This is a genomic window from Pseudoxanthomonas daejeonensis (assembly GCF_010093205.1).
GTDB lineage: Bacteria > Pseudomonadota > Gammaproteobacteria > Xanthomonadales > Xanthomonadaceae > Pseudoxanthomonas > Pseudoxanthomonas daejeonensis.
This window is the reverse complement of sequence record NZ_PDWN01000001.1, coordinates 170,464-183,771: the sequence shown is the minus strand read 5'-3', so window position 1 is coordinate 183,771 and position 13,308 is coordinate 170,464. Positions and strand designations below refer to the sequence as shown.

Sequence of the window (13,308 nt, the reverse complement as noted above, 5' to 3'; positions counted from 1 at the left end):
ACGCCCGTCGCGATGCATCGGATTCATCACGGACGCTGCACATCCCTTGACGCGTTCAGGCATCCACGCGAAGGGATCCATTCGCCCCGCTGCTGCGTATACCGGGGAGATTCCCAACGATCCCGCGTCCAAGGCCAACCATGCAGGATGTTCCTCCGACCGCGATCCAGCCCTCCGCGGCGCGAGCGTCCCCGTGGCCGCGCCTGGGTCGCTGGCTGGGCGGTGGCACCGTGCGCGGCGAGGGCGAAGGCCTGGTGGGCCACCGGATCGACTGGGTGCGCGCGGCGCCGTTCCTGGCACTGCACGCCGGTTGCCTGGGCATGCTGTGGACCGGCGCTTCGCCGGTCGCGGTGGTCGTTGCCGCTTCGCTCTACCTGCTCAGGATGTTCGCGATCACCGCGTTCTACCATCGCTATTTCTCGCACCGCGCGTTCCGGACGTCGCGCGTGGTGCAGGCACTGTTCGCGACGATCGGTGCTTCCAGCGCGCAGCGAGGCCCGCTGTGGTGGGCCGCGCACCATCGCCACCACCATCGCCATGCCGATACCGCACGGGATCCGCATTCGCCCGCACGGCGCGGATTCTTCTGGAGCCATGTCGGCTGGTTCCTGACCGAAGAAGCGTTCGCCACCGACCGGCGGCGCGTCCAGGACCTGGTGCGCTACCCGGAACTACGCTGGCTCGACCGCCATGACGCGGTGGTCCCGTTGCTTCTGGCGGTGGCGCTCTACGGACTGGGTGCATTGCTGCAGCGGGTCGCACCGGAGCTGGCCACGAATGGTCCGCAGATGCTGGTGTGGGGCTTCTTCGTGTCGACCGTGGCCTTGTTCCACGCCACCGTGACCATCAATTCGCTGGCCCACCGCTTCGGCCGGCGCCGCTTCGCCACCCGCGACAACAGCCGCAACAACGCCTGGCTGGCTGCGCTCACCCTGGGCGAGGGCTGGCACAACAACCACCACTTCTATCCGGGATCGGTGCGGCAGGGCTTTCGCTGGTACGAGTTCGATCCGACCTGGTACGGGCTGCGGGTGATGCAGGCGCTGGGCCTGGTATGGGACCTGCGGCCGGTGCCGGCCTGGGTGATGGACAAGGCGGTGCGGCCGTGAGGGTCGCCGTGGTCGGTTCGGGCATCGCCGGGCTGGCGGCGGCGTGGCGGCTTTCGCGTCGCCACGAGGTGGTCCTGTTCGAGGCCGACGATCGCCTGGGTGGCCACACCCACACGCACGACGTCGAACAGGACGGCCGCAGCTATCGCGTCGATACCGGCTTCATCGTCCACAACACCGAGCACTACCCGCGGCTGTCGGCGCTCTTCGACGAGCTGGGCGTGGCGACCCGGCCGACCACGATGGGATTCTCGGTGCAGCGCGAGGACGGGCTGGAATACAACGCGACCTCGCTCGATGCGCTGTTCTGCCAGCGCCGCAACCTGGCCTCGCCGCGCTTCCTGGGAATGCTCGCCGACCTGCTGCGGTTCTACCGGCAGGCGCCGGACTTGCTTCGCGAGCCGGGCCCGGGACCGACCCTGGGCGGCTATCTGGAGCAGCACGGCTATGGCGCCGCGTTCCGCGACGACCACCTGGTGCCGATGGCATCGGCGCTGTGGTCGGCGCCACCGTCGCGGATCATGGAATTCCCCGCGCAGTACCTGGTCGCCTTCATGGCCAACCACCAGATGCTGCAGGTCGCCGGGCGCCCGGCATGGCGCGTGGTGGAAGGCGGGTCGGCCACGTATGTCGAACGCCTGCAGGAGCGCTTCCGCGGTCGCGTGCAGGTAAGACGCTCGTGCCCGGTCCACCTGCTCATGCGCGAGCCGGGAAGGGTGCGCCTCAATCATGCCGGCGGCCCGGAGGACTTCGACCACGTGGTGCTGGCCTGCCACAGCGACCAGGCGATGCGCGTGATCGAGGACCTGCACCCGCGCGAGCGCGCGATCCTGGGCGCCATCGAATACCAGGACAACGAGGTCGTCCTGCACACCGATGCACGCCTGCTGCCACGCCATCGAAAGGCCTGGGCAGCCTGGAACGCCTTCGTGCCCGCCGACGCGCAGTCGCCATGTACGGTGAGCTACTGCATGAACCTGCTGCAGGGACTGGAGTCGCGCGAGCCGTTCGTGGTCACCCTCAACCGCGACGAAGCCATCGACCCTGCGAAGATCCTGCGACGCATGCGGTACTCGCATCCGGTGTACACGACCGGTTCGGTCGCCGCGCGCGCGCGACTCAACGAGATCCAGGGCGTGCGCCGCACATGGTTCGCCGGCGCCTATTGGGGCTGGGGATTCCACGAGGACGGCATGCGCAGTGGCGAGGACGTGGCGGCCGCGATCGAGGCCCATCCTGCGCGGCAACTCGGGGCAGTCGCATGAGCGTGCTCCACAGCGCGGTATTCGAAGGCCGCGTGGCGCACCGCCGCCACCAGCCGCGCGTCCACGCCTTCGGCTACCGCATCGCCCAGCTGTACCTGGACCTGGACGAGGTCGACCACGTGTTCGACGGGCGCTGGTTGTGGTCGGCACGGGGCCGCAGCCTGGCCGAGTGGCGACGCAGCGATTACCTTGCCCCCGCCACGCGGCCCTTGCGCGACGCGGTGCTGGACCAGGTCGAGCGGGCGAGTGGAAAGCGCCCGGCCGGCGCGGTGCGCATGCTGTGCCACCCGCGCTATGCCGGTTACGTGTTCAACCCGGTCACTTTCTATTACTGCCATGCCGCCGCCGACGCCGGTGGCGCGCTGGAGGCGGTAGTCGCCGAGATCACCAACACGCCCTGGCGCGAACGCCATGCCTACGTGTTGCCGGTGGCGACGGCCGAGCGCTGCGGAGCCTCGTTGCGCTGGCGCTTCGACAAGGCCTTCCATGTCTCCCCGTTCATGGCGATGGCGCGTCGCTACGACTGGAAGTTCAGTGAGCCCGGCGAGGACCTGCGCGTGCACATGCAGGTCAGCGAGGGCGACTCGCGGGAGTTCGACGCGAGCCTGCGCCTGCACCGCCGTGCGCTGGATGGCGCGGCGCTGGCGCGGATGCTGTGGCGCTATCCGCTCATGACCGCGCAGGTGGTGGGCGCGATCCACTGGCAGGCCTTGCGCCTGTGGCTCAAGCGCACGCCCGTCCACGACCACCCGCGACTGCATGCCGTCGAGCGGCTGCCGGCGCCCGACCCGACCGATCGCGGAGCCCATCGATGAGCCAGACGTCCCTTCAAGCCCGCATCGCTGCTGCGGAGCGGCCCTTGGCGCTGGACGGCTGGCTGCGCGAGCGCCTGTTGCGGCGACTGGCGGGACTGCGGCATGGCGCGCTGGAGATCGACGACGGGTGGGGCCACGCGCGGCTGGGCGACCAGGCAAGCGCCGCTGCGGTGCGGTTGTCGGTGGACGATCCGCGCTTCTTCCGCGCGCTGGCGTTCAACGGCAGCGTAGGTGCAGGTGCCGCGTATGCCGATGGACTGTGGCGCTGCGACGACCTGGTCGGACTCGTGCGACTGCTGGTCCGCAACCGCGACCTGCTCGATGCGATGGAAACCGGCCCTGCGCGCCTGGGTGCTGCCGCCCTGCGCGCCTGGCACGCGGCCCGAGAAAACACCCGCGACGGCGCACGCCGCAACATCGCCGCGCACTACGACCTGGGCAACGATTTCTTCAGCCTGTTCCTGTCGCCGGACCTGATGTACTCGTCGGCGCTGTGGGCCGAAGACGACACCCTGGAGCAGGCTTCGACCCGCAAGCTCGAGGCGATCTGCCGCAAGCTGGACCTGCAGCCCGGGCAGCGGGTGGTGGAGATCGGCACCGGCTGGGGCGGGTTCGCCCTGCACGCCGCGCGCAGGCACGGCTGCCACGTCACCACCACCACGATCTCGCAGGAGCAGTTCGACCTGGCATCCGCGCGCGTGCAGCAGGCCGGCCTGCAGGAGCGTGTCACGGTGCTGTTGCGCGACTACCGCGACCTGGAAGGCCAGTACGACAGGCTGGTGTCGATCGAGATGATCGAGGCGATCGGTGCGCGCTGGCAGGAGACGTACTTCGGCAAGCTGGCTTCGCTGCTGTGCGGCGATGGCCTGGCCCTGGTCCAGGCAATCACCATCGAGGACCACCGCTACGCGCAGGCGCTGCACTCGGTCGATTTCATCAAGCGCCATGTGTTCCCTGGCAGCTTCATTCCCTCGGTGCAGGCGATGCTGGCCGCCAAGACCCGGGCCAGCGACCTGCAGCTGGTGCACCTGGAGGATTTCGGCCTGTCCTACGCGCGCACGCTGCGGGCCTGGCGCGAGCGCTTCATGGGCGCGCGCGAGCAGGCGAAGGCGCTGGGCTACGAGGAGCGCTTCCTGCGCCTGTGGGAGTTCTACCTGGCCTATTGCGAGGGCGGCTTCCTCGAACGTTCGATCGGCGTGTCGCACCTGTTGCTGGCCCGTCCCGGCGCGCGTCCGGCGCACGGCGATCGCTGGGTCGCTGCGGAGGCTGGCTGATGGATACGCCGGCGCTGCTGGGAGTGATCGCCGCGATGGTCGTGGCACTGATGCTGGCGGGCTGGGCATGGGAGCGTGCGCGTCGCAACGCGGGCATCGTCGACGTGCTGTGGGCCGCCGGCATGGGACTGGCGGCGCTCGTGCTGGCGGCCGGCGGCAGCGGCGCGACATTGCCGCGGGTATTGCTGGCGGTGCTGGCCGGAGGCTGGGCCCTGCGCCTGGCCGCGCATCTTGCGGTGCGCGTGTTCGGCGAGCCGGAAGACGGCCGCTACCGCCACCTTCGCGAGCACTGGCGCGATCGTGGCCTGCCGTTCCTCGTGTTCTTCCTGGGCCAGGCAGTGGTGGTCGTGCTCTTCGCGCTGCCGTTCGCGGCGGTCGCGGCCAATCCGGTGGGCCGCGTCACGGCCTGGACCGTGCTGGGCGTGGCCGTTTGGCTGGCCAGTGTCGCGGGCGAAGCGGTGGCCGATCGGCAGCTCGCGCGGTTCCGCGCCGATCCGTCCAATCGCGGCCGAACCTGCGACCGCGGGCTGTGGCGCTGGTCGCGGCATCCGAACTATTTCTTCGAATGGCTGCACTGGTTCGCCTACGTGCTTCTTTCGGTCGGCTCGCCGCTGCATGTGCTGAGCTGGGTCGGTCCGGTGCTGATGTACCTGTTCCTGCGCTACCTCAGCGGCATCCCCTGGTCCGAGGCGCAGGCACTGCGCACCCGCGGCGATGACTACCGGCGCTACCAGAAACGCACCCCGATGCTGTTCCCCTGGTTTCCACGCGACGTCGATCGCAGGAGTCCCCACACATGAGCACCGTACTGCCCACGCCTGGCGTCCTGCGCCAGGACGCGCCGGAAACCGGCCTGCTCGGGCTGGCCGAGCGTGGCCTGCTGCCCGATGCCGCGATCCGCTTCGGCATCCGTCGCCTCTGCGCGCAGCGACTGCAGGAATGCATGGGCGGCGGCGCTGCGATGCAGCAGGCACGCCACCAGCGCCTGGTGGAAGCGTTGCGGCGCATGCCGCTGGCCGTGCACACGGAAGCAGCCAACGCGCAGCACTACGAGGTGCCGGCGACATTCTTCCAGCGGTGCCTGGGTCCGCGACTGAAGTACTCGGCGTGCCTGTTCGAACGGCCCGGCGCGACCCTGGCCGAGGCGGAAGAAGCGATGCTGGGCCTATACGGCGTGCGGGCCGGGCTGGAAGACGGCATGGACATCCTCGAGCTCGGCTGCGGCTGGGGCTCGCTGACCCTGTGGATGGCGCAACGCTACCCGGGTGCACGCATCACCGCGGTGTCCAACTCGCACTCGCAGCGGGCCTGGATCGAGGAGCGCTGCCGCGAGCAGGGGCTGGCCAACGTCCGTGTACTCACCTGCGACGTCAACGTGCTCGACCTGCCTGCCGGGTCGTTCGACCGTTGCGTGTCGGTGGAGATGTTCGAGCACGTGCGCAACCACGAAGCCCTGATGGCGCGCATCGCCGGGTGGCTGCGCCCGCGTGGACGGCTGTTCGTGCATATCTTCGCCCACCGGCTCGCAGCGTATCCGTTCGACACCGGCGGCGAAGGCAACTGGATGGGGCGCCATTTCTTCACCGGCGGCCTGATGCCCGCCGCCGATACCCTCTTGCACCTGCAGGGCGACCTGGTGCTGGAGCGGCGCTGGCTGGTGGACGGCGTCCACTACCAGCGAACCGCCGAAGCCTGGCTCGACAACCAGGATCGCCAGCGCGAACGGCTGCTCCCGGTCCTGGCGCAGGCCTACGGTGGCGATGCGCAGGGACGGCTCTGGTTCCAGCGCTGGCGGATGTTCTGGATGTCCTGCGCCGAGCTGTTCGGCTACGAGGGCGGCCAGCAGTGGCTGGTCGCCCATTACCTGTTCGCGCCGCGGCGCTGAGGATCGGATCATGAAGGTTCACCGGGTAGCCCGAATCGTCTCTTCGCTGGCCATCGCCGGCGTGCTGGCTGCGTGTGCGGATCGCGGCAACGCCGGCCCGGTCGAACCGGTCGCGCACGTGGACCTGGAGCGGTTCATGGGCGACTGGTACGTGATCGCCTCCATTCCCACCCGGTTCGAGCGCGGCGCGTTCAACGCGGTGGAAACCTACTCGCAAGGCGCGGCCGGGCGCATCGACACCGTGTTCCGCTATCGCAAGGACAGTTTCGACGGCGAGCTGGAAACCATGACCCCGACCGGTTTCGTCCGCGAAGGCACCGGCAACGCCGTCTGGGGCATGCGGTTCCTATGGCCGGTCAAGGCCGAGTACATCATCGCTTCGCTGGCGCCGGACTACTCGGACACCATCGTGGCACGCAACAAGCGCGACTACGTCTGGATCATGGCGCGCACCCCCACCCTGCCCGAGGCGCGCTACCGCCAGCTGGTGGCCGAGGTAGAGGGCATGGGCTACGACATTTCGCGCCTGCGGACGGTTCCGCAGCAGTGGCCCGAAGCGGCCCCGCGCCCGGCACCGCGATGAGGCGGTGGCCGCACGCGTCTTGGCATCGGCGACCGGGATCCGGTTGGCTGCCTGGTGCGTATAGCCCATGGAACCAAGCATGGACACGCCAGGGTTAAGATGCCAGCCGATCCAGTCATCGGGAAAGTAACGCCGCTCGCGGCGCACAAGCGCGTGTCCAGCCAGACCAACGCCATGCCGGACGATACCCGCTACTGGGGCGAGCAGATGCGATCGGTCGCCGCGCGCGAGGACATGGATGCGTTCCTCAGCATCCATGACCACTTCGCGCCCCGGCTCAAGCGCTACCTGCTCGGCCATGGCGTCTCCAGCGCGCACGCCGACGACCTGGTGCAGGAAGCGATGCTGCGCGTGTGGCGCAACGCCGCCTCGTTCGATCCGGCCCGGGCCACCCTGTCGACCTGGCTGTTCCGCATCGCCCGCAATCTGCAGATCGACGCACACCGCCGCGAGGCCTGCCGCGAGACGGAGACCGTGTTCGCCGAAGCCGGCGACGACTGGGCCAGCGACGAGGATGCCGTGTCACCCGATGCCTATGCCGACCATGTCGGCCTGGACCGTGCGATCCGCGAGCTGCCCGCCGGGCAGGCGCGCCTGATCCGCATGTCCTACCTGGAGGCGCGCAGCCACAGCGAGATCGCCGCCGAACTCGGCATGCCGCTGGGCTCGGTCAAATCCACCCTGCGCCGTGCGTTCGCGCGGCTGAAGGCCGGACTGGGGGCCGCGCCATGAACCCGAACCATCATCCCGATTCCCCGACCCTGCTCGCGTTCTCCGCGGGTGCGCTTGCTGAGGCATTCGCCGCAGTCGTGATCGCCCACCTCGATGTCTGCGCGCAGTGCCGCGAACAGCTGGCGCTGGCCGACCGCATCGGCGGGCACCTGCTGGTGCAGCAGGAGGGTGCACCCTTGCCCGACGATGCCCGTGAACAGCTGCGTTCGCGCGTGCTGGCCCAGGGCAAGCCGCTGCCGCCGCGCCGCCGCCCCGCCCGTGCGCAGGTGGCCGCCGGCGAGTTGCCGCGCACGCTGCAACCCTATTTCGGCCAACGCTACGCGGACCTGCGCTGGCGCATGCTCGGCCCCGGCATCCACTACGTGCGCGCAGCGCATGTCGATGAAGGCCACCTCATGCTGCTGCGCACCGCGCCCGGCCGCAGCGTGCCGATGCACACCCATGGCGGCACCGAACTCACCCTGATCCTGCAAGGCGCCTATCGCGATGCGATCGGCCACTTCGCACCGGGTGACGTCGCCGACCTGGATTCGGAGGTGGAGCACCAGCCCGTCACCGTACCCGGCGTGCCATGCATCTGCGTCGCCGCCACCGACGCGCCGCTGCGCTTCTCGGGCTGGATGGCGCGCCTGTTGCAGCCCCTGTTCAAGCTGTAGAAGCACCGGCGCGGACCGTGCATGATGCGGCCATCGTCGGCGACGCACGTCGACCGGGCTGGGAGAAGCGCATGGCATCGCAGCAGGTACAGGGCATCCGCCAGGTCGCGATCACCGTCGCCGATGTCGATGCGGCGCTCGGGTTCTACCGCGACGTGCTCGGCCTGCCATTCCTGTTCCGTGCCGGCCCGGAGCTGGCTTTCCTCGACGCCGACGGCGTGCGGATCATGCTCACCACGCCGCAGGGTTCGGGCGCGGTGGGCGCAAATTCGATCCTCTACTTCCGCGTGGATGACATCATCGCCGCCCACGCGGCGATGCTCGTGCGCGGCGCCACCGGCGAACGCGACCCGCAACTGGCCGCGCGCATGCCCGACCACGAGCTGTGGACCGCGTTCCTGCGCGATCCCGACGGCAACCTGGTCGGGCTGATGGAGGAAGTCCGCTAGCGGCGCCGCAGGCCGGTGGCCGGTACGGGGCTTCCAGCGCGTTGGTCCGCGAAGCGACGACGCGGGGGTGGGCATGAATGAGAACGGCGGGCGGACGAATGCCGGGGCCAGGCCCCGAAGCCGGTTCTTCCTGGCGATGGGCGCGGTATTCCTGGCCGTTGCCCTGACCGGCTTCATGGGCACCTACTTCGTTCCGATGGCGCGTGGCAGTTTCGATGCACCGGCGATCGTCCACGTGCATGGCGTGCTGGTATTCGGCTGGCTGCTGCTGTTCATCGCCCAGGCCTGGCGCGTGCGGCAGCGACACATGGTGCGGCACCGGCAGTGGGGCTGGTTCGGCGCGGCGATGTGCGTGGCGATCATGGCGTCGGGGGTCGGCGTGGGGCTGTTCGCCACGCATCGCGACCTGGCTGCGGGCGGCGGCGATTTCGCACTCGGCCAGTTCGTGAACATCCTGATCGAGATGCTCCTGTTCGGCGGGCTGGTCGCTGCAGCGGTGGTGCTGCGCCGCGACGGCGAGAGCCACAAGCGCCTGTTGCTGCTGGCCACCATCTCGGCGCTCGCTCCGGCGTGGATGCGTTTCCGCCACCTGTTCCCGGGCGTGCCCCATCCGTTCGTGACCTTCTCGATCGTGGCCGATTCGCTGCTGGTGGTCGCCATCGCGCGCGACTGGATCGCGATGCGCCGGGTACATCCGGTGTACCTGTGGGCCGGCGGGGCGATGGTAGTGGTGCACGCGATCGAACTGCTGGCGATCACCAGTGCGCCCTGGTTGCGGCTGTCGCGGTGGCTGCTGGGCGTGGACGCGCCGGTCGCCGATTGACGCGGCAGGCCGTATCGCCGGGCTGGCACGCGCGATGCGATCGGCGGGAGCCTCGTACCCTTGACGTGCCCCTTGTCCGACACCCGGGAAGCACCATGACCGCAAAGACCCGCTCGCTGGTCGCATTCGCCCACGTTGCCGATGTCGGGCGCAGCATCGGCTTCTATGCCGACCTCGGTTTTTCCGTCGAGAACACGGTCGTTCCACAGGGCCGGTCGGCGCCGATCTGGGCACGGCTGGAAAGCGGACGCGCCGAACTGATGGTCGGGCTCGCGTCGGGCCCCGTCGACGCCGCGCAGCAGGCCATCCTGTTCTACCTGTATTACGACGACATCCGCCAGGCGCGCGCAGCCCTGGTGGCACTGGGACATGCGCCGGGCGAGATCCAGTATCCGTTCTACATGCCCGGCGGCGAATTCCGGCTGGAGGATCCGGACGGCTACGTGCTGATGCTGGCCCAGACCTGAGTGCACGACGTCCACGCTCGTCGCGCTGGCCCGTCGGCGCCACAGCCGGCGTTCCTCCTGGCATCGGCGCAGCACCGCGCCGGTCGACAGGCACGGCGCAGGAGAGGAGATCCCATGGCAACCCGCCGCGAAACGGACAAGGCAACCGGCAAGCCGGTGGCATCGCGCCGCAGGACGCACGAATACAACCACTACTACGGCCTGGAGCTGAAGGGGCGCGAGGTGCCGGCACCGCCGAAGAAGAAGCCTGCGCCGGATGCCGACAGGAAGGCCTGATCTCGCCACGGGGGCGCGACGGGTGCGAGCGGCCCCCAGCGCCGGGGAATCGCCCTTACCGCTCCGAGTGCCCGGACTCGTCGTGCTCGCGCGGTGCCATCAGGTCGGGCTTGATCAGCGAAATGAAAGCGCGCGCCTGGGGCGACAGTACGCGGCCCTTGCGCACCACCACGCCGTAGCCACGCGAGGGGAAGAACGCAGCCAGCGAGCGCGAGGCGAGGCGATCGCCATCGTTCTCGCCCAGGCAGATCGAAGGCACGATCGACACGCCCATGCCCATCGCCACGTACTGCTTGATCACGTCCCAGCCACTGACTTCCAGCGCGACCGTGTAGGGCACGCGGTTCTGCTGCAGCACCAGGTCGACCAGCCGCCAGGTGATCTGCCGCTTCGGCGGCAGGATCAACGGGTACGTGCCGAGGTCCTGCAGCTCCAGCCGGGGCTTGTTGAGCAAGGGATGGCCGGGCGGCGCGATCAGTCGCTGTTCGAACCGGTAGGCCGGTTCGTAGCTGAGGTCGGCCGGTACGTCGAGCAGGGTGCCGACCACCAGTTCCACCGCGTCCTCGCGCAGCAGGTCGGTGCCCTCGCTGGTGACCACGTTGTGCAGGGACAGGTGCACGTCCGGGTGCCGGGAACGGAAGGCCTCCACGATCTGCGGCAGCAGGTAGAGGATCGTCGAGCTGTTGGCGGCGATCTTCAGCTCGCCGGCGTCCAGCCCGCGGACCCGGTCGCGGAACGCCGACTCCAGTCCGTCCAGCTGCTCGACCAGGGGCAGGGCCATTTCGTACAGCACCTCGCCCTCCCGGGTGGGGGCCAGGCGGCGGCCGTTTCGCTCCAGCAGCGGCACGCCCAGGTCCCGTTCCAGCGCCTGCAGCTGCAGGGTGATGGCCGGCTGGCTGACGAAAAGCGCGTCCGCGGCCCGCGATACCGAGCCCAGGCGGACCGTCTGGCAGAACGCCCTTAGCGGTTTCAGCCGATCAGATTTGTAGGAAAAACGGGGGCTTACGGTCGGGGGCACAAAACAGTTAAGCCTGCATATTAATTGTGCTTATGCAATACATTGCCAAAACTGCTTTGTCAAATAATTTGCCGCAGCGCAGCGTGGCCTCCCGACCGCAGCGTCATGGAGCCTGCAATGTCCGCCATCGCCACCGCCGCAATTCCCTCCATTCCGTCGACCCGTCCGGCCAGCCGCCCGGTACCCGCCGCCTCCGTCCCCTCGGGTGGACGCGCCGCTGCCGGGCTTGCACTGACCGAACGCGTTGCCGGCCAGGAGCAGTTGCTGCCTGCGCCGTTGCTGGGCCTGCTGGTGTCGTTGCACCGGGCGATCGAACCCGAGCGCCGCGCGCGCCTGGCGGCGCGCCGCGAACGCCAGGCCTTCTTCGACGCCGGCGGCCTGCCCGACTTCCGCGCCGATACCGCGGCGCTGCGCAGCGGCGACTGGACCGTGGCGCCGATCCCGCGCGCACTGCTGGACCGCCGCGTGGAGATCACCGGTCCGACCGACCCGAAGATGGTGATCAACGCGCTGAACTCCGGCGCGCAGTGCTACATGGCCGACTTCGAGGATTCGACCGCGCCGACCTGGCGCAACCTGCTGGCTGGCCAGCGTGCGCTGGCCGCGGCGGTGGACGGCACGCTCACCTTCGAAGCCGACACCGGAAAGCAGTACCGGCTGCGTCCGTACGAGGAGCGTGCGGTCCTGATCGTGCGTCCGCGCGGCTGGCACCTGGACGAGAAGCACGTGCGCATCGACGGCGAGGCGATCGCCGGCGGCCTGTTCGACATGGCGGTGTTCGCCTGGCACAACGCGCGCACGCTGATGGCCAACGACCGCGGCCCGTACTTCTACCTGCCCAAGCTGCAGTCGATGGAAGAAGCCGCACTGTGGGAAACCGCGCTGTCGCACGTCGAGGCGATGCTGGGCCTGCCGCACGGGCAGATGAAGGTCACCGTGCTGGTGGAGACGCTGCCGGCGGTGTTCGAGATGGACGAGATCCTGCATGCGCTCAAGGACCGCATCGTCGGCCTGAACTGCGGGCGCTGGGACTACATCTTTTCCTACCTGAAGGCCTTCCGCGCGCACGCCGACCGGGTGCTGCCCGAGCGCGGCCAGGTGACGATGACCCAGCCGTTCCTGAAGTCCTATTCGGAACTGCTGATCCGCACCTGCCACCGTCGCGGCGCGCACGCGATGGGTGGCATGGCCGCGCAGATCCCGATCGCCGGCGACGAGGCGGCGAACGAGCAGGCGATGGCGCGGGTGCGCGCCGACAAGCTGCGCGAGGTCACCGCCGGCCACGATGGCACCTGGGTCGCGCATCCGGCGCTGATCCCGGTGGCGCGCGCGATCTTCGATGCGCACATGCCCACGCCGCACCAGCACCACGTGCGCCGCGAGGACGTCCACGCCAGCCGCGACGACCTGATCCGTCCCAGCGAAGGCACGATCACCCGCGAAGGCTTCGAGAACAACGTCGAGGTCTGCGTGCGCTACATCGCCTCCTGGCTGGACGGCAACGGCTGCGTGCCGATCCACTGGCTGATGGAGGACGCGGCCACCGCCGAGATCGCGCGCGCGCAGCTGTGGCAGTGGCTGCACCACTCCGATCCGCGCGGCCGCCATGCCGATGGCAGCCCGGTCCACCTGGCCGACGGCACGGTGATCGATTTCGCCCTGTTCGAACGGACCTTGGCCGCATTGCCGGGGCGACTGGGTGATACCGCCACCCTGCCGGGCGGCAGGCGCATTCCCGAGGCGATCGCCCTGCTCGACGAACTGACCCGCGCCTGCCAGCTGGTCGAGTTCCTGACCCTGCCGGCCTACGCCCGCATCGACTGACTGACACCCGCGGCCCGGTCCGCTTATGTCCGGGTCGCGACCAGCGCCGCTGTGTAGGAGCGGGCATGACCGCGACCCAACGCCATCGACACAGGCGACGTCTTCGTGATTCCGACGCCCGTGTCGCCGTCA

The 13,308-nt window shown here is 69.3% G+C and carries 15 protein-coding genes; 14 read left to right on the top strand and 1 reads right to left on the bottom strand.

All coding sequences use genetic code 11. The annotated features are described in order from the left end of the window. Positions 1–140 precede the first annotated feature (140 nt). The 13 genes from CSC65_RS00810 to CSC65_RS00750 all read left to right on the top strand — a co-directional run bounded on the left by CSC65_RS00810 (position 141) and on the right by CSC65_RS00750 (position 10,334). Entirely contained in the window at positions 141–1,109 is a 969-nt protein-coding gene (locus tag CSC65_RS00810) for an acyl-CoA desaturase (RefSeq protein WP_162408065.1), read from the top strand. Then, entirely contained in the window at positions 1,106–2,374 is a 1,269-nt protein-coding gene (locus tag CSC65_RS00805; protein WP_162408064.1) for an NAD(P)/FAD-dependent oxidoreductase, read from the top strand. Before CSC65_RS00810 ends, CSC65_RS00805 begins: the two co-directional genes overlap by 4 nt. Beyond that, positions 2,371–3,189 (top strand): DUF1365 domain-containing protein, encoded by an 819-nt coding sequence (locus CSC65_RS00800; RefSeq protein ID WP_425501284.1) that lies wholly within the window; start codon positions 2,371–2,373, stop codon positions 3,187–3,189. Before CSC65_RS00805 ends, CSC65_RS00800 begins: the two co-directional genes overlap by 4 nt. Next, positions 3,186–4,463 (top strand): SAM-dependent methyltransferase, encoded by a 1,278-nt coding sequence (locus CSC65_RS00795; RefSeq protein WP_162408063.1) that lies wholly within the window; start codon positions 3,186–3,188, stop codon positions 4,461–4,463. The genes CSC65_RS00800 and CSC65_RS00795 overlap by 4 nt, the downstream gene beginning before the upstream one ends. Next, entirely contained in the window at positions 4,463–5,263 is an 801-nt protein-coding gene (locus CSC65_RS00790; protein WP_425501283.1) for a DUF1295 domain-containing protein, read from the top strand. Before CSC65_RS00795 ends, CSC65_RS00790 begins: the two co-directional genes overlap by 1 nt. Further along, positions 5,260–6,348: an SAM-dependent methyltransferase gene (locus CSC65_RS00785; RefSeq protein ID WP_162408062.1), complete on the top strand. Its 1,089-nt coding sequence runs from the start codon at positions 5,260–5,262 to the stop codon at positions 6,346–6,348. Before CSC65_RS00790 ends, CSC65_RS00785 begins: the two co-directional genes overlap by 4 nt. 10 nt (positions 6,349–6,358) lie before the next feature. Next, positions 6,359–6,931 carry a lipocalin family protein gene (locus CSC65_RS00780; protein WP_162408061.1) on the top strand — a complete coding sequence of 191 codons (573 nt, stop codon included), beginning with the start codon at positions 6,359–6,361 and terminating at the stop codon, positions 6,929–6,931. A gap of 99 nt (positions 6,932–7,030) precedes the next feature. Continuing rightward, positions 7,031–7,663 carry a sigma-70 family RNA polymerase sigma factor gene (locus CSC65_RS00775; protein ID WP_238390217.1) on the top strand — a complete coding sequence of 211 codons (633 nt, stop codon included), beginning with the start codon at positions 7,031–7,033 and terminating at the stop codon, positions 7,661–7,663. Next, positions 7,660–8,319, top strand: coding sequence for a ChrR family anti-sigma-E factor (locus tag CSC65_RS00770; protein WP_162408060.1), 660 nt, complete (start codon positions 7,660–7,662; stop codon positions 8,317–8,319). Before CSC65_RS00775 ends, CSC65_RS00770 begins: the two co-directional genes overlap by 4 nt. 71 nt (positions 8,320–8,390) lie before the next feature. Beyond that, entirely contained in the window at positions 8,391–8,768 is a 378-nt protein-coding gene (locus CSC65_RS00765; protein ID WP_162408059.1) for a VOC family protein, read from the top strand. 73 nt (positions 8,769–8,841) lie between these two features. Further along, on the top strand, positions 8,842–9,591 hold the full coding sequence (locus CSC65_RS00760) for a hypothetical protein (RefSeq protein WP_162408058.1): 750 nt from the start codon (positions 8,842–8,844) through the stop codon (positions 9,589–9,591). Between the two features lie 95 nt (positions 9,592–9,686). After that, a complete protein-coding gene (locus tag CSC65_RS00755; protein ID WP_162408057.1) occupies positions 9,687–10,058 on the top strand; it encodes a VOC family protein in 372 nt (123 codons plus the stop codon). Positions 10,059–10,172: 114 nt separating this feature from the next. After that, entirely contained in the window at positions 10,173–10,334 is a 162-nt protein-coding gene (locus tag CSC65_RS00750; RefSeq protein ID WP_162408056.1) for a hypothetical protein, read from the top strand. Between the two features lie 55 nt (positions 10,335–10,389). Here the strand turns inward: CSC65_RS00750 and CSC65_RS00745 are convergent, their stop codons facing one another. Beyond that, the gene (locus tag CSC65_RS00745; protein WP_162408055.1) at positions 10,390–11,352 is read right to left on the bottom strand and encodes a LysR family transcriptional regulator; all 963 of its coding nucleotides are present in this window, start codon (positions 11,350–11,352) and stop codon (positions 10,390–10,392) included. A gap of 117 nt (positions 11,353–11,469) precedes the next feature. Here CSC65_RS00745 and aceB point away from each other — a divergent pair, with 117 nt between their 5' ends. Further along, complete coding sequence (gene aceB / locus CSC65_RS00740) at positions 11,470–13,176, top strand: malate synthase A (protein ID WP_162408054.1); 1,707 nt, start codon at positions 11,470–11,472, stop codon at positions 13,174–13,176. The last annotated feature ends 132 nt before the right edge of the window (positions 13,177–13,308 follow it).

Coding starts and splice junctions, on each gene's coding strand:
- CSC65_RS00795 (WP_162408063.1), top strand. CDS start 3,186: ATGAGCCAGACGTCCCTTCAAGCCCGCATCGCTGCTGCGGAGCGGCCC.
- CSC65_RS00755 (WP_162408057.1), top strand. CDS start 9,687: ATGACCGCAAAGACCCGCTCGCTGGTCGCATTCGCCCACGTTGCCGAT.
- CSC65_RS00785 (WP_162408062.1), top strand. CDS start 5,260: ATGAGCACCGTACTGCCCACGCCTGGCGTCCTGCGCCAGGACGCGCCG.
- CSC65_RS00770 (WP_162408060.1), top strand. CDS start 7,660: ATGAACCCGAACCATCATCCCGATTCCCCGACCCTGCTCGCGTTCTCC.
- aceB (WP_162408054.1), top strand. CDS start 11,470: ATGTCCGCCATCGCCACCGCCGCAATTCCCTCCATTCCGTCGACCCGT.
- CSC65_RS00765 (WP_162408059.1), top strand. CDS start 8,391: ATGGCATCGCAGCAGGTACAGGGCATCCGCCAGGTCGCGATCACCGTC.
- CSC65_RS00760 (WP_162408058.1), top strand. CDS start 8,842: ATGAATGAGAACGGCGGGCGGACGAATGCCGGGGCCAGGCCCCGAAGC.
- CSC65_RS00750 (WP_162408056.1), top strand. CDS start 10,173: ATGGCAACCCGCCGCGAAACGGACAAGGCAACCGGCAAGCCGGTGGCA.
- CSC65_RS00800 (WP_425501284.1), top strand. CDS start 2,371: ATGAGCGTGCTCCACAGCGCGGTATTCGAAGGCCGCGTGGCGCACCGC.
- CSC65_RS00810 (WP_162408065.1), top strand. CDS start 141: ATGCAGGATGTTCCTCCGACCGCGATCCAGCCCTCCGCGGCGCGAGCG.
- CSC65_RS00775 (WP_238390217.1), top strand. CDS start 7,031: ATGCCAGCCGATCCAGTCATCGGGAAAGTAACGCCGCTCGCGGCGCAC.
- CSC65_RS00790 (WP_425501283.1), top strand. CDS start 4,463: ATGGATACGCCGGCGCTGCTGGGAGTGATCGCCGCGATGGTCGTGGCA.
- CSC65_RS00780 (WP_162408061.1), top strand. CDS start 6,359: ATGAAGGTTCACCGGGTAGCCCGAATCGTCTCTTCGCTGGCCATCGCC.